Here is a 22301-nt window from a genome sequence, read left to right as displayed (position 1 = left end):
TAACAAAATCAGTGACCGCAAAAAATGGGTAACCTCCTTCAGCTAAAAGTTTCATTCTTTTGAAAATGGGTGATCGTGACTTTATGTAATATTGCTGGAGGATGGATGAAAAAATCTACTGAAAGAGGTTGATATTTCGAGTGGCTGGTTTGGAGTTATTTGCAGAAGAATCAGAAGTTCTCCGGAATACGCCGGTATATGAGGATAAGCTTTCTTTACGTTTGACAGATCAGGAAGCTCTTTCAACCTATCAATGGTTAGGCATTGAATTTCATTTCTCGACGCCTGACCATAAAGGGCTGATCGGTTTTAGCATTGTTGATCCTCTTCTATATAACGATCTTTTATAGGCAAGAAAAAAACCGTTTTGATCATTCAAAACGGCTTTTTCAAGCTATTGTCTCACTTCATTAAAATAATGGACGGATGTCATAGCCCCTTCATCGACCATCTTGTTGTCTTGAATATCTAACGGATCGGGGTGGCCGGCTTTTTCAGGCACCTTTTCAACTGACCGGAACATGTTTGCCCATTTTTTCAGATGCTGTTTATTTTTTACCGCCAATAACACAGCTCCTCCGACCCCTAATCCTGCAAGTACATACGCATTTGGACGCTTATTCATGTATGTTCCCTCCCCTTATCATCTTATTTGTAAGTTACCCCGCCTTTTCATTTCTAAACGTCACAATATGCTGATGTGGTTTCTCTTTTCATGAAAAGTGGAATAACAACTACAATGAAAGAGGAAAGAAGGGATCTTCGTGACAACAACTTTACTTGTCATCGGTGCACTACTAGTCATTTGTTTGATCATACCCATCATTTTATTTTTCTGGATTTGGATAAGGGATGAAAAACAGGAAGAGCATTCAGTCCTGCGAAATTATCCGGTCATTGGAAAGCTTCGGTTTATCTTTGAAAAAATAGGTCCTGAGCTTCGCCAATATTTGTTTCTGAATGATCGAGAGGAATTGCCTTTCTCGAGAAGAGAATACGAGCAAGCCGTCATGTCTGGGAAGTACAAAAGCCGGACGATGGGCTTTGGATCAAAACGTGATTTTGACAAGCCAGGCTATTACATTCGAAACGTCCTGTTTCCAAAGCAGCGGGATGAATTACGCATCGATCAATCTGAAAAAATTCAAACGAAAGTATATCAAATTGATCAAGACAATTTACTGCGAAGAAGTGAGCATTTTAAAGAAGTCGAAGCAAAGCCTTACTTTCTCCATCAAGAGGATGTACAAGTCATTGGCGAACACACATGTCAAAAGCCTTTTCATGTGAAAGGCCTGATCGGTCAATCCGCCATGAGCTACGGCTCCTTAGGTGACAGGGCGATTACAGCTTTATCCTCAGGATTAAAAATGGCCGGCGGTACATGGATGAACACAGGTGAAGGCGGGCTTTCTCCTTATCATCTCAAAGGCGGCGCCGATATCATTTGTCAGATTGGGCCCGGTTTATTTGGCGTTAGAACAGAGGATGGCGCATTTTCCTTTGAAGAATTCAAGAAAAAAAGCGAGCACGAGGAAGTCAAAGCGTTTGAACTCAAGCTGGCACAAGGGGCAAAAACGCGCGGCGGTCATATTGATGGCGAAAAGGTGACCGAAGAAATTGCGAACATCCGCAAATTGCCGCCTCATCAATCCATTGACAGCCCAAACCGCTTTGAGATGTTCCACTCCATCCCTGACATGTTTGATTTCATCGAGGAGCTGCGAAGTATAGGTGGCAAACCTGTTGGAATTAAGCTTGTAGTCGGACATAAAGAAAACATTGAAGAGCTTGCCAGCTATATGAAAAAGAGCGGAAAACACCCTGATTTCATTACAGTTGATGGCGGGGAAGGCGGCACAGGAGCGTCCTTTCATGAATTGGCAGATTCCGCTGGGCTTCCAATTTTCACGGCACTCCCTATGGTTCATCAAATATTGAAGGAATACGGTGTCAGAGATCGGGTGAAGCTCTTTGCTTCTGGTAAGCTTCTCTCGCCTGATAAAATTGCGATTGCCCTTTCGATGGGTGCTGACTTTGTGAATATTGCCAGAGGACTTATGTTTTCAGTCGGATGCATTCGCGCACAAGTATGCCACACGAATAAATGCCCAGTCGGTGTCGCTACAACAGATTCAAAGCTGCAAAGAGGTTTATCGATTGAAGAAAAGAAATACCGAGTATGCAATTATATCCTGTCTCTTAGAGAAGGTTTGTTTAACTTATCCGCAGCTGCGGGAATAGAGTCGCCTATTCATTTTAATGAAAAACATATTATCTTTAGACAAGAGAATGGCCAAACAAGTGAAGTGCCAATGTTCTCAGGCACACAATCATCTGTCTAGCTTGAAAAGGTGCGAAAACGCACCTTTTTTCATTAACTTTTTAGCTATGGGCGAGCCTTTGTTAATCCTGCTTATCTCATCGTACTCTCCATAAAAAAACTGTAAACAAATCCATTTTCGTGAATGGGATTGTTTACAGTGAAGGCTGCTTTATTTTGTTTCGTTATTTTCCTGCTGTTCTGCTACGCGGTCAAGTGCCATCGTATAGGCATCATTGCCGTAGTTCAAACAGCGTTTGACACGTGAGATAGTTGCGGTGCTCGCACCTGTTTCCGTCTCAATTTTATGATACGTGTTTCCCTCGCGAAGCATACGTGCTACTTCAAGACGCTGTGATAAAGATTGGATTTCATTGATGGTACACAAATCATCAAAGAATCGATAGCATTCTTCCAGGTCTTTAAGGGATAAGATGGAGTTGAATAACTGATCTAAACTTTTGCCCCTTAATTTATCAATTTGCATCTTAATACATCTTCTCCTTTACTATTGCCACACCGCTTCGCACGATCTTCTTCCGGGAAAGCGGTATCTTTCCTGACTAATTTTTTTAAAACCTCAGCAATGAGCTTTGAACAGATCATGACAGGTTTGGTTCTGCGCTGAAAATGCCGTCAGGTTCTTTCGTAAGCCGAAGCTTCTTTATCGTAAACAAATTCGACAAGTTCTGTCATTTTCCTTGTTCGACAATCTGACAAACTTGTTTGCTTCCGGTATAAAGATCACTTCGAAAGCTTGGCGAGACGACAAACGCGCCCCGCCTTACTCTATCATTCAAAATATGTTGGCCGGTCAGCGTAACCGACAGATTCATTTTACAATTAGGGTACTTCATTCGTCATGTCAAAGCCCTCTGCTTTGTCAACAGCTCCACATAAGATCCATTTCACTTACATGGCAGTGAAGAGAACCTTTGCTCACTTCTGCCCTATAACAGCTGTCAGAAATACGGCAAATATGATACAGCTCCACTCTGTTATATTTTAACGCATTATAGACGGAAAGAGTACAGTTTTTTTCATGACATCAAATATTCCTCTTGGTGTCACTCGAATGTACGGCAAATGTGTACTTTGGAAAAAGACAAGTGTATCAATAGGGCAGTCAAATGGGTATCCGCGCTCAATAAGCAGCTCACGCAATGTTTGTTCCTGCTGAAGAACCGTCTCAAACTGTTCAGCCGATGCACAGCCTGATAATTGCAGCGGGATTTCGTGCAAAATTTTCCCGTTCTCTGTGAGTACGATTCCCCCGCCAATTTCTTTCATTCGCTTATGTGCCAGCATCATATCTGCTTTATTTTTCCCGATGACTAAAATGTCACCCGTGAGCGAAAACGAGCTGACAAAGCCTTGCACTTTATTTGCGAAACCTTTTAGCATCGTATTTACACGCCATTCGCCTTTTCGATCTATCAGGCTAAAGAAGCTTTGATCATGGTCACATGAAAGCTGGTTAACCGAGTTATCAATTTCCACTGTGTAAGGCTCCATGATGACAGCATTTCTCATTTTGACACCTAGCGGCATAGAGAATTGCAAGTCACTCATCGTCAGGTCATAGCCTAAATCTAATGGAACAAGCCCGCCATTTTCCCATTTTGTTTCTTGGAATTGATGCTGGTTCTCGCCATCTAATTTGAGGATAACCCCTTTAGATATGACCGTTTCAGGATTTGGGTTCATTGGATCATCTAAAATATTCACAGAAGCCAGCCGGCCTGGACCGACAACACCTAGTAAATCATCAATCTGATAATATTTCGCAATGTTAAATGTCGCCATATTATACGCATCGATAATCGGCACGCCTTCTTCAAGGGCAATGGAAATTAAGCGATTAATCATTCCTTCCTCATAAAAATGAGGCGCAGCACCATCTGTTGTATAGAAAAAGTGATCATAGTGCCTAAAATCACGATCATGCAGTTCTCTTAAAATGTTTACTAAATCTGGGCGGATGGAAGAATGCCTTAATGAGACATGATAGCCAAGGGATAAACGTTTTAGCACATCGTCCGCATTCATCGCTTCATGATCACTGTCCGCGCCAAACAGCTTCATTTTTGTTAGCGTTTTCTCAGAAGCCCCAGGGAAATGCCCTTCAATTCGTTTTCTCTGCTTTTTCGTTTCTTGCATGCAATATAAAATGAGATCATCACCGTCCATCAGCCTTGGCCAGCTTGTTAATTCGCCGCCTTGAAGAACGTCAGGATGGTCAATCCATTCCTTACGGTAGTTGATTGGCAGCATCTCATCTTCGTATCTGACCTCTGTTTGAAGATCATATCTGGACCACCAGAAATATTGAAATGGCTGCTGTTTTAATTCACACAGAGTGGAAAGCGCTTTCTTTTCATTGCTTTGCAAAAGAAGAAATAGGTTATCGCTAACCATGGTTGTTGTGCCAAATTGAGACACATATTCTGCAAGTGATTGGGGATTATAAATATGGAACGGATGCGCGTGAGGCTCTATATACCCAGGCACAATATATTTCCCTTCACAATCAATTACACGTTTAGCTGATTTATTTTGAGGAAGCTCTGCTCCGACATAAACAATTCGATCATCATGTATCCAAATATTTGCCTTCACCCATTGCTTTAAAAACGGGTTAAGCACGAGTCCATTCGTTAAAAGGAGTGTTGGAACTATTTTTGAGTCGACTACATCGATTTGTGTGCGGATGTCATTGTTTCTCCAATTAAAAGTACGTTCGGACATTCACATACTCTCCTTCATTTGTATTAGCCCTATCGTAACATAACGAACCACGTTACGCATTAATGAAACGTTACAATTTCTTGAAATCACACTTAAAATATTTTAAAAAGGAGATTTACCTTCAATGAAACCTAATCTCGGCTTAATGGAAGCGCTCATTAGAATTGCCTGCGGAATGACAATATGTACTGTGGCTGGAGCTTTATATGCTAGAAAACCATGGAGTAAAATGCTCCTTTTCAGCATTATGTTTGGCGGTATGAAACTGGGATCTGGTATTCTTCGTTTTTGTCCAGTGACGTATATGTGCGAGCAGCAGGACACACATAAAGAGAAGGCTGAGTAGGGCAGCCTTCTTTTTTTTGTGCTTATTTTCCGCTGCTTTCATCATTCCGCTGCTTCACACCATTCGACCATTGTCCCTGCAATAATTTCTGCTGCTTCTATCACATGATCAATGTCGATAGATTCATTCGGAAAATGGGCAAGCTCCGTTGTTCCAGGGCCAAACACGATGATCGGGATACCTGCTGCCTGTGACAATAATCCGCCGTCGGTTCCCCAAGGGGCGGCTTCGACCTTTGGCGGCTGCTTCATGACCGCTTCATATTGTTCCTTCAATAAACCTAGAAGTGGATGATCAGAGTCGATTGAACCTGGCAGCCATCTTGCCCCAAACCATTCGACCTCCACAGGATGTTCTTTGAACCATTCATCTTTTTCTCCAAGTCCAGCCATCCAATGTTCTAATTCCTTCTCTGCCTGATCTACCGTCTCACCCGGCATCACGCCGAGTCTGCCTTCCATTGTGACAAGATCTGCTACAGAGGATGGCCAATCACCGCCTTGAATTTTCCCGATATTGATGGGGATCGGAATCGGGATATGCTGAAACAGCGGCTCGGTGATTCGCTGATTTCTTTTTTCTTCAAGTGCCGCTACATGTGAAAGAACAATCGTACTCTTTTCAATAGCGGAAACGCCGTGATATCTTGTTCCGCCATGAGCCGCCCTTCCTTTAATATGCAGTCTAAACCATTTAGATCCCTGCTGAATCGGAAAGATTTTCATATGACTTGGTTCTGGAATGATGGCAGCATCTGCTGTATACCCTCTCAGTATGGCTGCAAGTGTGCCTGCCCCGCCGCTCTCTTCTTCGACGACACTATGAAACACGACATCTCCCTTCAGCGGAATCTGAAGCGCATGCAGTGCCTCTAGTGCAAAAAGTAAAGAAACGTTTCCACCTTTCATATCTGTTGCCCCGCGTCCATAAAGTCTCCCGTTTATGATATGCCCGCTGTAGGGCGGATATGTCCATTGCTTCGTATCTCCTGCAGGAACAACATCTACGTGGCCATTTAATAAAATCGATTTGCCGCCCCCTTTTCCTTTCAAACGTCCGGCGACATTGGGGCTTCCTTTAAAAGACTGCCTCGGGGAATAAAAATATGGATGTTCCAGCAACTCATCGCCGCCGATGTCCCATACGTCCACATCGAAGCCAATGGCGGAAAGCTTATTTGCTACAATTTGCTGTACTTCTTCCTCATTTCCTTGTGTGCTTTCACATTGCACCATTTGCTGAAGAAGCGTAATCGCCTCCTCCTTATGCTCTTCCATCCAGCTTCTGATACGTGTAATTGGCTGCAAGTTGGTCATCCTTTCTACACAACAGATTTAACATCAGGCGCTAAAATTAACGGTGCCTCCGTCGCCCTCATGACATCTTCCGGCTGAAACGGCGGCATGACTTCACGTAAAATGAGCAGCTGTGATTTGACCTCAATGACCGCCATATCCGTAATAATCAGGTCCACACAAGATTTAGCGGTTAAGGGTAGCGTACAGGTTGATTTCACCTTTGATTGTCCGTGTTTATCAAGGTGGCTCATCACCACTACAACCTTTTTTGCCTTTTGCGCGAGCTCTATTGCTCCACCCATACCCGGTACCCGTTTACCTGGTACAATCCAATTCGCAAGATCCCCCTGACTGCTGACTTCAAGTGCACCTAAAATCGTCATATCCAGCATTCCTTTTCGAATGATGCCAAAAGCGGTTGTACTGTCCATATATGAGCCGCCTTTTGTTAACGTAATTGGAAAACCGCCTGCATTGCACAAATTCGGATCTTCTTCTCCTCGTACTGGTGAAGCTCCCGCCCCCATAATGCCGTTTTCAGCATGCAGCCACACCCGGTAATGCGGCGGGATGTATTCAGCCGCAAGGGTCGGGATGCCGATCCCAAGATTCACAATCATGCCGTCTTCAATTTCCTGTGCCGCGCGTTTGGCTATGCGGTGTCTTAAATCGATGTCTCCCATGCCCATGTCCAGTTCACTCCTTTTGATTGCACGATCTGGTTCACAAATACGCCTGGTGTCACGATTTCTTCTGGATGAAGCCTGCCCACAGGCACTATCTCTTCTACTTCCGCAATGGTCCAATCTCCTGCCATCGCCACGATCGGATTTGTATTCCGTGCACTTTTATCAAAAATCAGGTTGCCTGCTTCATCAGCTTTGAGGGCATTTACAATGGCGATATCCGCTGTCAATGCAGGTTCAAGGATATATTTCTTTCCGTTTAGTGGCACGAGCTGTTTCTCATCGAGATTGAGGCTATCCATGCCGACATCTGTCACAATGCCTGCTAAACCCATGCCGCCTGCCCTGATCTTTTCCGCTAGGATGCCCTGCGGGTAAAAAAGAACGTCTAGTGTACCCGCCTGCATTTTCTGCCCGGCAACTGGATTTGAGCCAATATGAGAAGCAATGATTTTCTTGACTCTTCCTTCTGTGATCAGCCGGCCAACACCGATTTGCGGGAAGCCTGCATCGTTTCCGATCAGTGTCAGGTCTTTTATATTGGCTTCTAGGATGGCATCGATCAATGATGGCGGGGACCCCACACCGCCAAATCCGCCAAACATAATGGTCATCCCGTCCTTAAAACGCGTGATCACTTCATCAAGACTCGCTGTTTTGTTCATCCTCTTTCCTCCCTACATCGCAGATGGGAAAAACCCTCGGTTGATGACTTCCTGTTCGACCTGCGTCATTGTCTGCCCGAATAAATGAATAAGTTCATCCATCTCCTGCTGCGTGATGGAAAGCGGCGGTGCGATCATAACCGCTGCACCTCCCACCCCATCCTCTCCAGCGCTTGCTGGATAAACAAGCAAACCATGTTGCTTGGCCGTCTCAACGACTAAATGCGTCATTTGAGCATGGGCAGGAAATGGTGTTTTCGATAATCGGTCTGCGACAAACTCAATGCCAATGAGCAGCCCCTTTCCTCTCACATCTCCTATGATGGAATGGTTTGTTTGCAAATCCTTTAAAGCATTCATTAAATATCGGCCAGACAGATCAGCTCGTTCTGGAAGCTGGTGTTTTTTCATATATCGAATGACAGCCAGTGAGACGGCTGCTGAAAGCGGATTGCCACTATATGTGTGACCTGCCATCACAGCACCTGAGCCGCTAAGAATCGGTTCGATCACATGATCCGCTGAGACAGCTGCCGCAATCGGTGAATAGCCGGCACTCATGCCTTTTCCAAGCACCATAATGTCTGGGACGACGCCCCAATGTTCCATGGCAAACATTTTCCCAGTTCGTCCAAAGCCTGTCATGACTTCATCTGCAATCATTAAAATATCGTTTTCCTCACAGACACGCTTCATTGCCTCAAAATATCCATCTGGCGGTACAAGTGCCGCTCCTGCTGCTCCAACAATTGGTTCTGCAATAAAAGCCGCAATCCTCTCTTTTCCTATACGCTGAATGACCGTTTTAAATTCCTGGACATACCATTCGACCTGCTTACTTTCTTCCTTTGGCAGCCATGAACGGTAGCTATATGGCGGTGACAGCACCGGATGCTTTTCAAGCAGTGGTTCAAAGCGCTCTCTCCTTGCAATATGTCCTGACATCGACAGCGCACCGAGTGTGATGCCGTGATAACTCATCCATCTTGAGATAATGTGATTCTTTTCAGCCTTTCCCCGCTCCTGCCAATGCTGAATCGCAATTTTCATCGCAGTTTCCGTTGCCTCTGACCCGCTTCCGACAAAAAAAGACCAGTTCAGGTTACCTGGACAAAGCGTACTCAATTCATAGGCAAGTTCTTCTGCTGGTTCATTTGTGAATTGTGACCTGTACGTAAAGCTCACTTTTTCCGCTTGCTCTGTCATGGCATCAATAATGTCTCGTATGCCATGTCCAATACTAGCGGTGACAGCACCAGATGAGCCGTCTAAATATTTTTTTCCGTCCCGATCATATAAATAAATTCCCTCTCCTTTTACAGCCACAGGATAATGCTGATTCAATATCGGTTTGATTAAGTAATCCCGGGTCTCCACTTTGCCATTCCTCCCTCTCTCGTCAGCAGCTGCATCTTTCTTTTTTTCATGAATCGCAAGAAAATTTTGTATACTTGTTATAAGATTAGCTTAATCAAGAGGGCAGTCATCCTCCATTCGCCACATGCCCGAATTTCAGACGCATTTTTTATACATCGTGTATAAGAGTGTTCAAAAGGAGGTCATGAGTCTATGGCGATTCTCGTCAAAGATGCACTCTCGCTTGATATCATGAAGGAAACAAAGCTGCTTGCTGGGGAAAATGGATTGGACCGCCTCATTCAGTGGGTGACCATTGTGGAAATTATCGAGGACACTTCCAGACTTTCCGAAGGGGAATTACTTGTCACAACTGGTTTTGGACTTGCAGAAAATAAAGAAAGATGCGCCCGGCTTGAAGAGCTGATTCAATCTGATCGTCTATCCGCCATTGCCATTTATAAAGGTGTGTACTTAACAGAAATCCCTGCATCACTCATTCAAGCGGCAAAAAACAGCGGCATTCCACTCATCGAGATTCCTTCACATGTCAATTTCTCAGACATTACAAAAGCCGTCCTAGAGCAAATCGTCAGCAGCCAGCTCCATCAACTGAAATATTCTTCAGCCATTCATCAAAGGTTGACCCATTTAAATGTCAGCAATAAAAACGTCACGCAAATTACAGATGAACTAGCACATCTCACTGCGGCAAATATTGTCGTGCTAGATGTATTTTTACATCAAACAGCGGCTCACCTCGAAACAGACGAAGTAACGTATTCTCCTGCATTTGGCTTTCAAACAGATCACGAACCAATTGAAACGACACCTCTTCTCAAGCAGGCTGAGGAGAAAGGGCGGCTCGTCTATGACACGTGCGGTGCGTTTGTTCTGGCTGCGTGCCCCGTCATTGCAATGGGCGATATTTTTGGGTTTATTGTGGCTTTAAAGAAAAAAGAAACGTGGCACCATCTCGACGCAATCGCCATCGAGCATGCCGGGGCGGTGTATGCGATTGAATGGCTGAAGCAAAAAGCCATTCAAGATACAGAAAACCAAATGCAGGGACACTTATTAGATGATATGTTGCAGCAGCAATATACAGAAGAAAGCTATGTCATCGAGCAAGCAAGAAAGCTGCAATATGATATGAGCGATGAACAGGTGGTCATCTACTTTCAATTTCAGCATCAGCACACACAGCTCGATCACCAAATGATGCAGCGCCTTTCTCAATTACTTACGTCGATATTTGAACGCAGACATATTCCTTATTTATTAAAGGCAAGGCTCGATTCCATTTTTGTCCTGACACCAGCAGGAAAAAAAGCGTTTCAAGAAACGGAGTGGTATCGTGCATCAGAGGAGTGCCGGAGCACTTGGTCTTATTTTTTCCCCGTCCATCCGATTGTCATTGGCATCGGTAGAGCCTATGACCAGATCAGTCTTTTTGCAAAAAGCGCAAAGGAAGCGCAGTATGCAGCAAGACTTCTGCCGCTTTTAAAAACAGACGAAAGCATCATTCATTATCAGAAGCTCGGCTTATACGGCATGCTTCTTGAAATGAATGAAGCGGGTATGAATTTGCATGACTTTTATGTAGAGCTGTTAAGCCCTTTGCTTTATACGAAGAAACAAGGGGCTGACCTGATCCATACACTCGAAGTGTATTTGGCACACAATGAAAATATTCAAAAATCTGCGGGGGAATTATTTATTCATCGACATACATTAAGCTACCGGTTGAAACAAATTGAAACGAGAACAGGCTGCAGCCTCAAATCCACTGATGACCGGATGAAGCTGCAGCTTAGTATTATGGCGTACCGCCTTTCTGGTCTGCTTGATCAGATGAGAACCATTTCATGATTCATTCGGCGTTTTCACCCATAGATTCATATCTTCAATTTTGTCAAAAATATAGCAATTATTTTGGAAGCGCCCGGTATACGTATAGCCGAGCTGATAAAACACTTGATTCATTCCATAGGACAGTGCACGTGCGAGAGAATAAAAGACATAAATGTGCATGGATTGAAGTTCCTTTTCGAGTGCTAGAATCAAATGATGCATGAATCCTAGTTTTCTATATGATGGAAGGGTTGCACAATCTGTTAATTCCGCATGACCATACGGCGCATTGATTTCAGCGGATGCTGCACTCACAATATGCCCGTCATGTTCAACGGCATAAAAAACCGTCCCTTCCTCCATCACCTTTTGGATGTAATCTGGCTCATTCATTGGCGTAGGATACGTTTCAAAGACGGTATCATAGAGCTTTGCCAGCTTGTGAATATCCTGCGTATCCGCTTTCCTCATCACATACTCATCCTGCCAAGTGCCTTGGTCTTTTTTAATCTGCTTCGCTTGAATGGTTGAGACGATCTCATCTTCCTTCAGCCAATACGGGCTGTTCATTCGATCCTCCGTCAGAAAGAGTGACATGCCATACGCATCACTTCCAAGAAAATAATGAGAAAACACGCCTTCAAGCCGAAAGCCTTTTTCTAAAAAAAGAGGCATATGCTCACGCCTGACTTTTACAATAACCTTAGAAGCCTTGCAGTCCGCCGCTTCCTGAAGAACAGACTGAATCACATCCTGCACCCTGCCGCTGTAATCATCTAAACGAATTCGCTCATTAAATGAATCCATACAGATCAAAGCAGAAAAACGCTCGTTTGCAAGTTTCTTCAATTGCACCATACACTCATCCTCTCTTATGAATCAGCTAATAAAGAACTTCCAAATTAGAAATGAAGAAATAGCGATGCCAGAAAAAATTGAAAGTATCATATAACTAATGGCTGAACCCTTTCTGATTCTCTTTTGCTTGATTGCCACATACATAATGTGATTTATAGAAATTAAAAATCAAGTGAGTATGACGATTGTAAAGATCATAAATGCTTTGATTTCCATGTTTCCTCCCAATTCATCTGCAATCCCATACTACTTCTTCTTATTCGCGCATCATCCCTTCTCACGAACAAAAAACACCTTTCCATCTCGTCAGATAGAAAGGTGTTTTAATTATACGGTTTTCCCCGCAGCTTTCAGCGCACGGGCGCCAATGTCACGACGGTAAAATAGACCGGGCTGAATGATTTCTTCAACCGCTTCATACACTCTTGTTCTTGCCGCTTCGAATGTTTCGTCAAATGCGGTTACATTCGCTACACGACCTCCATTTGTGACGAATTGATCGTTTTCCTTTTTTGTTCCTGCGTGGAAGGTCACAACGTCAGACACTGTTGTTTGCAAAGCACCGATCGGCGTACCTTTTGCGTAGTCCTCCGGGTATCCTTCTGAAGCAAGAACCACACTGACAGCCGCAGTGTCTTTCCACTGCAAGTCTACATCTTTTCCATCTAGAATATCTAGGAATACTTGGACTAGATCTGATTCTAGACGAGGGAGCACCACCTGCGTTTCAGGGTCGCCAAAGCGTGCATTGAATTCAATGACCTTTGAGCCTTCTGGTGTCAGCATTAAGCCTGCATATAAAATGCCTGTAAACGGACGCTCTTCCTGCACCATCGCACGAGCCGCCGGTATGACGACGTTCTCCACCGCTTTTTGGACGACTTCATCTGAAATTTGCGGAACTGGTGAATAAGCCCCCATCCCGCCAGTGTTCGGCCCTTTGTCATCTTCAAAGGCCCGCTTGTGATCCTGCGCAATCACCATCGGGTACACCTTTTCTCCATTGACAAAGGCCATTAGTGAAAATTCCTCGCCTGTTAAAAATTCTTCGATAACAACAGATGCACTGGCATCGCCAAACTTTTCATCCTCTAAGAAATCATGCAGACAGTCGATCGCCTCTTCAAGTGTCATCGCAACTGTCACGCCTTTTCCTGCGGCGAGACCGTCTGCTTTAATCACAATCGGCGCACCCTTTTCTTCCACATATGCCTTCGCTTCTTTGAACGATGTGAAGGTAGCATAAGCGGCTGTTGGGATATCATAATTTTTCATTAAGTCTTTTGCAAATTCCTTTGAACCTTCGATGACCGCAGCTTTTGCATTCGGTCCAAATACCTTTAGTCCTGCCTCTTGAAATGCATCCACCACACCAGCAATTAAAGGAACCTCTGGGCCGACAATGGTTAAGCCGATCTCGTTTTCTTTTGCAAAACGAATTAATGCCTCATGATCGCCTTCGTCGATTGATACAAGCTTCGCAGCATCTGTCATTCCATCATTGCCGGGTGCGACAAATACTTGGCTGACAAGTTCACTTTGATTCACTTTCCATGCGATGGTATGCTCTCTTCCGCCTCTGCCGATAATTAATACGTTCACACTGTCATCCCCTTAATGTTTGAAATGTCTAACGCCAGTGAAGACCATGGCAATGCCGTATTCATCTGCCTTTTGAATCGATTCTTCATCACGAATGGAACCGCCTGGCTGAATGATTGCTGTGACGCCTGCCTTCGCAGCAGCTTCCACCGTATCGCCCATTGGGAAAAATGCATCAGAGCCTAGTGCACTTCCTTTTGCTTTTTCACCTGCTTGCTCAATCGCAATGTTCGCTGAGCCGACACGGTTCATTTGACCTGCACCAATACCTGCTGTCATTTGATCCTTTGCTAAAACGATCGCATTTGATTTCACATGCTTGACGACTTTCCAAGCGAGCTTTAAGTCTTTCCATTCGTCTTCAGTCGGTTCTCTCTTCGTCGGGATCGAAATCGTTGCTTCCTCTAAGCCGTACGTGTCGATATCCTGAACGAGCAATCCGCCATGGACACTTGTCAGTTGCTTTTCTTTTTTCCCGAGATCCGCTTCTACATCTAGTGTTAATAAACGAAGATTCTTTTTCGCTGTTAACACATCAAGTGCTTCTTGGCTAAAGGATGGGGCAATGACAATTTCTAAGAAAATCGTATGCAGAGCTTCAGCCGTTTGCTTGTCTACTTCACGGTTAAGTGCCACAATGCCGCCAAAAATAGAGGTTTCATCTGCTTTGAATGCACGGTCAAATGCTTCTGCAATCGTTTCTCCTGTACCAACGCCGCATGGGTTCATATGCTTTACAGCAACAGCTGCTGGCTCGGAGAATTCACGCACAATTTGAAGAGCGGCATCTGCATCTTTGATATTGTTGTAGGAAAGCTCTTTTCCATGTAATTGCTTTGCAGTAGCCAACGAACCTTTGCTTGGAAGAGCATTTTCATAGAAAGTCGCCGCTTGGTGCGGGTTTTCTCCATAACGAAGGGATTGTTTTTTCTCAAACGTGACAGTGAATTGTTCTGGCTCTGTTTCACCAACAAAGTTCGTTAAGTAATCCGCAATCAACGCATCGTAAGCCGCCGTATGACGGAATACCTTTGCTGCAAGCTCTCGTTTTTTCTCTAATGACACGCCGCCTTCTTTGATTTGCTGAACGACTGTATCATAATCACGAGGATCGACAATTACTGTTACGTCTTGATGGTTTTTAGATGCTGCACGAAGCATTCCTGGTCCGCCAATATCAATGTTTTCAATCGCTTCTTCATACGTCACATCGTCTTTTGAAATTGTTTCTTTGAATGGATAGAGATTCACGACAACAAGGTCAATTGGCTGAATACCATGCTTTTCAATCTGTGCCATATGATCTTCGTTTTCTCTCACTGCCAATAGTCCACCATGAATGTTTGGGTGAAGTGTTTTGAGACGTCCGTCCATGATTTCAGGGAATCCAGTCACTTCAGAAATCCCAATGACATCAATGCCGTTCTCTTGAAGAAGTTTGTGTGTACCTCCAGTTGAAATGACTTCAACACCAAGTTCTGTTAGTTCTTTCACAAAAGGTACTAGATTTGTTTTATCGGAAACACTGATTAATGCGCGTTTGATTGTCATGCCTTCGTCACCTCATTAAGATAATTCTAAAAGTGATTTGATCACTTTTGGATATAGTGTGTGTTCTAGTTCATGCATTCTTTTTTCAATCGATTCAAGCTCTTCCCCTTGTTCGATGTAAATGGACGCTTGGTCAATAATCGGACCTGTATCCATGCCTTCGTCGACAAAATGGACGGTGATACCTGCCACTCTGACGCCAGCTTGATAGGCTTGTCCAATGGCATCAAGCCCTGGGAAGGCTGGCAGCAAAGACGGATGGATATTCACAATTTTCCCTCTGAATGCTTCAAGTAATGTCGGACCGATCAACCTCATATACCCAGCAAGGAAAACCCATTCCACTTCATGAAGTCTAAGCTGTTCAATGATCGTTTGTTCGAAAGCGGCTTTATTCGGAAAAGCCTTCGGGGTAAATGCAAAGGAGGGAATGCCCTCTTTCTCAGCACGCTCCAGCACCTTTGCACCCGGTTTATCACAAATCACAATGGCGGCCTCTGCCTGCCACTGTTCTTCTTTTAATGTATCAATAATGGCTTGAAAATTCGTCCCGCTTCCAGAGGCGAAGATCGCAAACTTCTTCATGAGAGGCTTCCACCGCCGAATGTGACACCTTCGCCTTTTTGAACACGACCGATGAGAAAGGCTTTCTCGCCATCTTGTTCAAGTCCTCTGATCACTTCGACAAGATCATCCTCTTTTACCGCTAAAACAAAACCAATGCCCATATTAAACACATTGAACATCTCTTCTGCCTTCAGCAGACCTTTTTCTTGAATAAAAGAGAAAATTGGCGGTACTGGCCATGAGCCGTTATCAATCTCAACACCAAGCCCTTCAGGCAGCATACGTGGTAAATTTTCAATAAAGCCGCCGCCTGTTACATGTGCCATGCCATCAATCTTGCCGGCTTTCACTTGTTTAAGGACGGGCTTTACATAAATTTTCGTCGGTTCAAGAAGCTCTTCTCCAAGCGGTCTTGTAAAAGGCTCGTACGTTTGATGCAGGTCCAGACCAGCGTCTTCCAGCAATACTTTACGAACGAGAGAGTATCCATTGCTATGAATTCCACTTGAGCTGAGTCCAATAAGCAAGTGTCCTTCTTTGATGCTGTCTCCTGTCACGATTTCATCCTTTTCAACGACACCTACAGAAAAACCAGCAATATCATATTCATCTTCTGTGTAAAGACCCGGCATTTCTGCTGTCTCTCCGCCGACAAGCGCTGAACCAGACTGCTCACAGCCATCAGCCACACCTTTAACGATTGATTCAATTTTCACAGGATCTGCTTTGCCGACTGCTAAGTAATCTAAGAAAAAGAGCGGCTCTGCCCCTTGTGCCAGCACATCGTTCACACACATCGCCACGGCATCTACGCCGATCGTATCGTGTTGATCCATTAAAAAGGCAAGCTTCAATTTCGTTCCGACACCATCTGTTCCTGAAACAAGAACGGGCTTTTTATATGGCAGCTCTGATAAATCAAACATCCCGCCAAATCCACCTAGAGCGCCCATGACACCTGCTCGTTTTGTACGTTCTACGTGTGTTTTCATTCGTTTGACGGCTTCGTATCCTGCTTCGATGTCGACACCGGCGTTTTTATATGCTTCTGACATCCCATTCACTCCTTTTGGCTGCTTCTCTTCCATTTATTTTCGGCAGAATGAAAGAGCAGCATATCAAATCACCTTGACTGCTGCTCCTTTATTCGATTATTTCGTCAGAACTGTTTCCTTCACATGAGGAAGAACAGTATCTTCATAAATTTCAGTCGGGTATTTTCCAGTAAAGCACGCTAAGCATTGACCGCGCTGCGGATCATCATACTTCCTGCCAATCCCGTCCATTAAACCGTCTACAGATAAAAAGGCAATAGAGTCTGCACCGATTTCCTGTCTAATTTCTTCCACTGAATGAGAAGAAGCAATCAGCTCTTCATGTGTGGACGTATCAATTCCATAAAAACACGGATGTGCAATTGGCGGTGAACTAATGCGTACATGAACTTCCGTCGCACCCGCTTCTCTTAGCATCGTCACAATACGGCGGCTCGTTGTTCCCCGTACGATGGAATCATCCACCATGACAACACGCTTTCCTTCGACGACACCGCGCACAGCAGACAGCTTCATACGTACGCCCTGCTCACGCAATGCTTGTGACGGCTGGATAAAGGTCCGGCCGACATAACGGTTTTTAATTAAACCAAGCTCATACGGAATACCTGTTGCTTCCGCATATCCAATCGCTGCAGAAATACTTGAATCTGGTACACCTGTCACAACATCTGCTTCAACATGCGCTTCTTCGGCAAGCTTTTTGCCAAGATTCTTTCTCGCACTATGCACATTGATGCCGTTGATATTGCTGTCAGGTCTTGAGAAATAAATGTATTCCATGCTGCACATGCTACGGTTAATGCTCATGGAGAAGCGCTCTGATTTGAGGCCTTCATCATTAATGATCAGCATTTCGCCAGGCTCCACATCTCGTAAATACGTGGCGCCGACAACATCAAATGCACATGTTTCAGAAGCAACGACATAAGCGTCCCCAAGCATACCAAGTGAAAGTGGACGTAAGCCGTTCGGATCAAGAGCCACAATCATTTCTGTTTCCGTCATAATTAAGAAAGCATATGCTCCTTTAAGCATAGACAGAGCATTTTTGATCTGCTCTTTCAATTCAACATACCCGCTGCGCTTAATCAAATGAGCCAGTACTTCAGTGTCAGAAGACGTCTGGAAAATACTCCCTTGGTTCTCTAGCTGCTGCTTTAATTGCGTTGCATTCACTAAATTCCCATTATGAGCAAGGGCAAGACTGCCGTTGTTTTGCGAGCGGAAGAAGAGGGGCTGCACATTTTCAAAGCCGCCTCCGCCTGCTGTCGCATACCGAACGTGACCGATCGCCCCTTTTCCTTTCAAATCCTTTAGCTCACCGTTTTGAAAGACTTCCGTAATCAGTCCAAGGCCTTTATGTGCCGTCAGGTTTTCACCATCTGTTGCAATGATTCCCGCACCCTCTTGTCCTCGGTGCTGAAGGCTATGCAACCCGTAATATGTGATTTGCGGGGCTTCTTCGTGTCCCCAAACCCCAAAGACGCCACACTCTTCGTTTAAGCCTCTGATTTCAGCAAGCATGGGATCGCTCCTTTCCATGCGCGTTCAAGTTCATTAACCGCTGCATGAATCCATTGTTGTCCTTCTTGATTTTTGACGGTGAATACACCATCATTTGTCACCGTTCCAACTTCTTTTGCATCTTTGACAGCCGCAGCAAACGCTTCGCGGTGCTCTGGTTTCACTGTGACAACAAAGCGTGACTGTGTTTCACTGAATAATGAAGCTTCGCTGTTTAAATCAATTTGGATATGAGCGCCAAGACCGTCTGTTCCAAATGTACTCTCAGCAAGTGCTACACCAAGACCACCTTCAGACACATCATGTGCGGATTGAACAAGTCCGTTTTGAATGGCAGCAAGAAGTGCTTCCTGACGTGTGAGCTCTACATCCAAATCAATTTCTGGTGCTTTTCCGTAAATACGGCCTTCTGTCATCTTTTGAAGCTCACTGCCTGCGAATTCTTCCTTCGTTTCACCAATGACGAAAATCACATCGCCAGCCTGCTGGAACGACTGCGTCGTAATATGAGCTGTATCTTCAACCAAACCAACCATCCCAATGACAGGTGTTGGGTAAATCGCTGTTCCATTTGATTCGTTATATAAAGAGACGTTCCCACCGATAACCGGTGTGCTTAGCGTGCGGCATGCTTCGCTAATTCCGTCAGCAGATTTTTCAATTTGCCAGAAAATTTCTGGTTTCTCTGGGTTACCGAAGTTTAGGTTATCTGTCACTGCAAGCGGTCGAGCCCCTGAGCACACAATGTTACGTGCTGCTTCTGCGACTGCGATTTTCCCGCCGACCTCTGGATCAAGATAGAGATAACGTGCGTTACAATCTGTTGTCATCGCAAGGGCTTTTTTCGTTCCACGGATTCTTAAAACGCCCGCATCAGAGCCCGGTGCAACGACTGTATTTGTCCGAACCATGTAGTCATATTGATCATAAACCCATTCTTTACTTGCGATCGTTGGCTGCTGAAGGAGCTGCTTTAACGTTTCGGCTGCATCTGTGATAGCAGGTGCTTCAACTTTTGTTTCTAAAAACTCACGATAGTATGCAGGCTCACTTGACGGCTTGTGATAAACCGGCGCTTCTTCTGCAAGAGCGTCGACAGGAAGCTCACAAACCACTTCACCTTGATGAAGTAAACGAAGCATTTTATCGTCTGTCACATGACCAACTGATACCGCTTCAAGATCGTATTTTTCAAAAATATCAATGATTTCTTGTTCACGGCCTTTTTCAATGACCAAAAGCATTCTCTCTTGAGATTCAGACAGCATCATTTCGTATGCTGACATGCCTGTTTCACGCTGCGGAATCAGATCTAGATTCATCTCAATACCAGACCCTGCTTTACTCGCCATTTCCGCACTTGAGCTTGTTAAGCCAGCCGCTCCCATATCCTGAATCCCAACGAGCGCATCGTTTTTAATAACTTCAAGGCACGCTTCAAGCAGCAGCTTTTCCATGAATGGATCGCCGACTTGAACAGCTGAGCGTTTTTCTTCTGATTCATCAGAAAATTCTTCAGAAGCAAATGTTGCACCGTGAATTCCGTCACGACCCGTTTTGGCACCAACGTACATAACCGTGTTGCCAACACCTTTTGCCTGCCCTTTTTTGATGTCTTCATGGTTGATTAATCCAACACACATCGCATTCACGAGCGGATTGCCTTCATAGCTTTGATCAAAATGAACCTCTCCGCCGACTGTTGGAATTCCGATACAGTTTCCATAGCCTGCGATCCCTGCCACTACTTCTTCAAACAAGTACTTCACACGCGGTGAAGTCAGTTCACCAAAACGAAGAGAGTTTAATACAGCAATTGGACGCGCACCCATGGAGAATACATCACGGATAATTCCGCCGACACCTGTCGCCGCTCCTTGATACGGTTCAATCGCAGATGGATGGTTATGTGATTCGATTTTAAATACAACCGCTTGGTTGTCTCCAATATCAACGATTCCAGCGCCTTCCCCAGGACCTTGAAGGACATGATCTCCTTTTGTCGGGAATTTGCTTAAAACAGGCTTTGAGTTTTTATAACTGCAATGCTCTGACCACATGACAGAAAAAATACCCGTTTCTGTGTAGTTTGGCAGCCTGCCAATAATGGATTCGATTAAAGCGAATTCTTCATCACTCAATCCCATTTGCTGATACAATTTCTCTTCTTTAATTTGCTTGTGACTTGGTTCAAGCAGTAGTGACATGAGTGTCCCTCCAATTTTTCACGATAGATTGAAACAATTTAAGTCCGTCTGCGCTGCCTAGTAATGAATCAACCGCGCGCTCAGGGTGCGGCATCATGCCGAGTACATTGCCCTCTTCATTCGTTACACCTGCAATTCGATTCACACTGCCGTTAATATCGTCTCCGTAAGTGAAAGCGATTTGGCCGCGTTCAATGAGCTTCGCTAAAGTGTCTTCATCACAGTAGAAGTTGCCTTCACCGTGCGCTACAGGAATCGTAATGGATTCGCCTTTTTGATAACCGCTTGTAAATTGCGTTTCGTTGTTTTCTACAATGAGTTCAACTGGTCGACAGATAAACTTCAAGTCTTTATTTCGTCTCATCGCACCCGGAAGAATGCCAAGCTCCTGAAGAATTTGGAACCCGTTACAAACACCAAGAACAGGCTTTCCTTCCTCTGCCGCTTTTTTCACCGCCGGCATGATGTTCGAGAAGCGGGCAATCGCCCCGCATCTTAGGTAATCCCCATAAGAGAAACCGCCTGGTACGAGTACACCGTCAAATCCGTCAAGACTCGTTTCGTCGTGCCATACATATTCAACTTGTTCACCCAGCTCATCTTGAATCGCATGGTACATATCGATATCACAGTTAGAGCCAGGCAAGACGATCACTGCAAACTTCACTGTGCGACAACCTCCTCCACCTCATAGCGGTAATCTTCAATCACCGTGTTGGCAAGTAATTTTTCACACATTTCTTTGACGACTGTGTCTAAATCACGATCTGATTTTTCAATGACAAGCTCCATGTATTTCCCGATACGGACATCCTTTACTTCCTGATAAGACATGCTGTGCAAAGCGTGCTGCACGGCACTTCCTTGTGGATCAAGAACGCTCTCTTTTAAGCTGACAAAAATTTTCACTTTATACATGTTTATGGCCTCCAAGTCTTTTGAAAATTTCTTCGTATGCATTCGTTAAGCCGCCCAGGTTTCGTCTGAACACGTCTTTATCAAGCTTTTCGTTTGTATCTTTGTCCCAAAGCCTGCACGTATCAGGTGAAATCTCATCAGCTAGCAAAATACGATTCTCGTGATCTATTCCGAATTCAAGCTTGAAATCAATTAAATTCACATGACAGTCTGAGAAGATTTGCTTTAATTCTTCATTCACTTGTCTTGTGATCTGTTTCATTTCCTCTACCTGTTCAGGTGTGGCTGCATGTAAAATGCGAATATGATCTTCTGTAATGAGCGGATCGCCGAGTGCATCATCTTTGTAGTAAAACTCAATCAAAGGTGTGTCCAGTTTCGTTCCCTCTGGAATGCCGAGGCGTTTTGACATGCTGCCTGCCACCACATTTCGTACAACCACTTCAAGCGGAACAATCTGTACCTTTTGAATGAGCTGTTCTGTTTCAGAGAGGCGTTTCACAAAGTGATTGTTGATCCCTTTTTCATGTAGCATTTGAAAGATTAAGCTTGAAATCTCGTTGTTCAGTCTGCCTTTTCCTTCAATTTCAGCTTTCTTTTCGCCGTTAAATGCTGTAGCTGAGTCTTTATATTCGACATATAAAATATGCTCGTCATCGGTCTGATAGATTCTTTTCGCTTTGCCTTCGTAGAGAAGTTCTTGTTTCGCAGTCATTCAGGTTGGCCTCCTAATTTGAATG

21 protein-coding genes are annotated in these 22301 nt (G+C 44.5%); 4 read left to right on the top strand and 17 right to left on the bottom strand.

Annotation, left to right across the window (positions count from 1 at the left end):
* The first annotated feature begins 140 nt into the window (after positions 1-140).
* Entirely contained in the window at positions 141-350 is a 210-nt protein-coding gene (locus AKG37_RS18020) for a hypothetical protein (protein ID WP_237697850.1), read from the top strand.
* A 44-nt stretch (positions 351-394) separates the two neighbouring features.
* On the opposite strand, the gene AKG37_RS18015 is transcribed toward AKG37_RS18020, so the two are convergent.
* Entirely contained in the window at positions 395-625 is a 231-nt protein-coding gene (locus tag AKG37_RS18015; protein ID WP_060700082.1) for a hypothetical protein, read from the bottom strand.
* Positions 626-764: 139 nt separating this feature from the next.
* Here AKG37_RS18015 and AKG37_RS18010 point away from each other — a divergent pair, with 139 nt between their 5' ends.
* Positions 765-2345 carry an FMN-binding glutamate synthase family protein gene (locus AKG37_RS18010; RefSeq protein WP_060700081.1) on the top strand — a complete coding sequence of 527 codons (1581 nt, stop codon included), beginning with the start codon at positions 765-767 and terminating at the stop codon, positions 2343-2345.
* Between the two features lie 150 nt (positions 2346-2495).
* Here the strand turns inward: AKG37_RS18010 and AKG37_RS18005 are convergent, their stop codons facing one another.
* Together AKG37_RS18005 and AKG37_RS18000 are read right to left on the bottom strand one after the other, a co-directional pair.
* Positions 2496-2810, bottom strand: a complete 315-nt coding sequence (locus AKG37_RS18005) for a YerC/YecD family TrpR-related protein (RefSeq protein WP_024424524.1) — start codon at positions 2808-2810, stop codon at positions 2496-2498.
* A gap of 518 nt (positions 2811-3328) precedes the next feature.
* Positions 3329-5071 carry an adenine deaminase C-terminal domain-containing protein gene (locus tag AKG37_RS18000; RefSeq protein WP_060700080.1) on the bottom strand — a complete coding sequence of 581 codons (1743 nt, stop codon included), beginning with the start codon at positions 5069-5071 and terminating at the stop codon, positions 3329-3331.
* Positions 5072-5195: 124 nt separating this feature from the next.
* Between AKG37_RS18000 and AKG37_RS17995 the strand changes: the two genes are divergently transcribed.
* Positions 5196-5417 (top strand): YgaP family membrane protein, encoded by a 222-nt coding sequence (locus tag AKG37_RS17995; protein WP_060700079.1) that lies wholly within the window; start codon positions 5196-5198, stop codon positions 5415-5417.
* Between the two features lie 41 nt (positions 5418-5458).
* On the opposite strand, the gene AKG37_RS17990 is transcribed toward AKG37_RS17995, so the two are convergent.
* The 4 genes from AKG37_RS17990 to AKG37_RS17975 are packed head-to-tail and all read right to left on the bottom strand — an operon-like array spanning position 5459 to position 9443.
* Positions 5459-6724 carry a peptidase gene (locus tag AKG37_RS17990; protein ID WP_060700078.1) on the bottom strand — a complete coding sequence of 422 codons (1266 nt, stop codon included), beginning with the start codon at positions 6722-6724 and terminating at the stop codon, positions 5459-5461.
* A 14-nt stretch (positions 6725-6738) separates the two neighbouring features.
* Complete coding sequence (locus tag AKG37_RS17985) at positions 6739-7404, bottom strand: 3-oxoacid CoA-transferase subunit B (protein ID WP_060700077.1); 666 nt, start codon at positions 7402-7404, stop codon at positions 6739-6741.
* Positions 7380-8066, bottom strand: coding sequence for a CoA transferase subunit A (locus AKG37_RS17980; protein WP_060700076.1), 687 nt, complete (start codon positions 8064-8066; stop codon positions 7380-7382). The genes AKG37_RS17985 and AKG37_RS17980 overlap by 25 nt, the downstream gene beginning before the upstream one ends.
* A 12-nt stretch (positions 8067-8078) precedes the next feature.
* On the bottom strand, positions 8079-9443 hold the full coding sequence (locus AKG37_RS17975) for an aspartate aminotransferase family protein (RefSeq protein WP_060700075.1): 1365 nt from the start codon (positions 9441-9443) through the stop codon (positions 8079-8081).
* A gap of 192 nt (positions 9444-9635) precedes the next feature.
* On the opposite strand from AKG37_RS17975, the gene AKG37_RS17970 reads away from it, so the two are divergent.
* Positions 9636-11294, top strand: coding sequence for a PucR family transcriptional regulator (locus AKG37_RS17970; RefSeq protein ID WP_060700074.1), 1659 nt, complete (start codon positions 9636-9638; stop codon positions 11292-11294).
* On the opposite strand, the gene ablB is transcribed toward AKG37_RS17970, so the two are convergent.
* From ablB to purC, 10 genes are all read right to left on the bottom strand, one after another.
* Positions 11289-12134 (bottom strand): putative beta-lysine N-acetyltransferase, encoded by an 846-nt coding sequence (ablB, locus tag AKG37_RS17965; RefSeq protein WP_060700073.1) that lies wholly within the window; start codon positions 12132-12134, stop codon positions 11289-11291. The genes AKG37_RS17970 and ablB overlap by 6 nt on opposite strands.
* A 327-nt stretch (positions 12135-12461) precedes the next feature.
* On the bottom strand, positions 12462-13736 hold the full coding sequence (gene purD / locus AKG37_RS17960) for a phosphoribosylamine--glycine ligase (protein ID WP_060700072.1): 1275 nt from the start codon (positions 13734-13736) through the stop codon (positions 12462-12464).
* A gap of 12 nt (positions 13737-13748) precedes the next feature.
* A complete protein-coding gene (gene purH / locus AKG37_RS17955; RefSeq protein WP_060700071.1) occupies positions 13749-15287 on the bottom strand; it encodes a bifunctional phosphoribosylaminoimidazolecarboxamide formyltransferase/IMP cyclohydrolase in 1539 nt (512 codons plus the stop codon).
* Positions 15288-15302: 15 nt separating this feature from the next.
* Complete coding sequence (purN, locus tag AKG37_RS17950; RefSeq protein WP_060700070.1) at positions 15303-15872, bottom strand: phosphoribosylglycinamide formyltransferase; 570 nt, start codon at positions 15870-15872, stop codon at positions 15303-15305.
* Complete coding sequence (gene purM, locus AKG37_RS17945; protein WP_060700069.1) at positions 15869-16909, bottom strand: phosphoribosylformylglycinamidine cyclo-ligase; 1041 nt, start codon at positions 16907-16909, stop codon at positions 15869-15871. Before purM ends, purN begins: the two co-directional genes overlap by 4 nt.
* Before the next feature lie 96 nt (positions 16910-17005).
* The gene (gene purF, locus AKG37_RS17940) at positions 17006-18436 is read right to left on the bottom strand and encodes an amidophosphoribosyltransferase (protein WP_060700129.1); all 1431 of its coding nucleotides are present in this window, start codon (positions 18434-18436) and stop codon (positions 17006-17008) included.
* Entirely contained in the window at positions 18412-20643 is a 2232-nt protein-coding gene (gene purL, locus AKG37_RS17935; RefSeq protein ID WP_060700068.1) for a phosphoribosylformylglycinamidine synthase subunit PurL, read from the bottom strand. Before purL ends, purF begins: the two co-directional genes overlap by 25 nt.
* Entirely contained in the window at positions 20627-21310 is a 684-nt protein-coding gene (gene purQ / locus AKG37_RS17930; protein ID WP_024424510.1) for a phosphoribosylformylglycinamidine synthase subunit PurQ, read from the bottom strand. Before purQ ends, purL begins: the two co-directional genes overlap by 17 nt.
* Positions 21307-21561 carry a phosphoribosylformylglycinamidine synthase subunit PurS gene (gene purS / locus AKG37_RS17925; protein WP_003214349.1) on the bottom strand — a complete coding sequence of 85 codons (255 nt, stop codon included), beginning with the start codon at positions 21559-21561 and terminating at the stop codon, positions 21307-21309. The genes purQ and purS overlap by 4 nt, the downstream gene beginning before the upstream one ends.
* Positions 21554-22276, bottom strand: coding sequence for a phosphoribosylaminoimidazolesuccinocarboxamide synthase (gene purC, locus AKG37_RS17920; protein ID WP_060700067.1), 723 nt, complete (start codon positions 22274-22276; stop codon positions 21554-21556). Before purC ends, purS begins: the two co-directional genes overlap by 8 nt.
* Between the last annotated feature and the right edge of the window lie 25 nt (positions 22277-22301).

The sequence above is a fragment of the Bacillus australimaris genome, from assembly GCF_001307105.1.
In the GTDB taxonomy this organism is placed as follows: Bacteria; Bacillota; Bacilli; order Bacillales; family Bacillaceae; genus Bacillus; species Bacillus australimaris.
The sequence above is the reverse complement of the archived record's forward strand: the minus strand, read 5'-3'. Positions and strand labels throughout refer to the sequence as shown.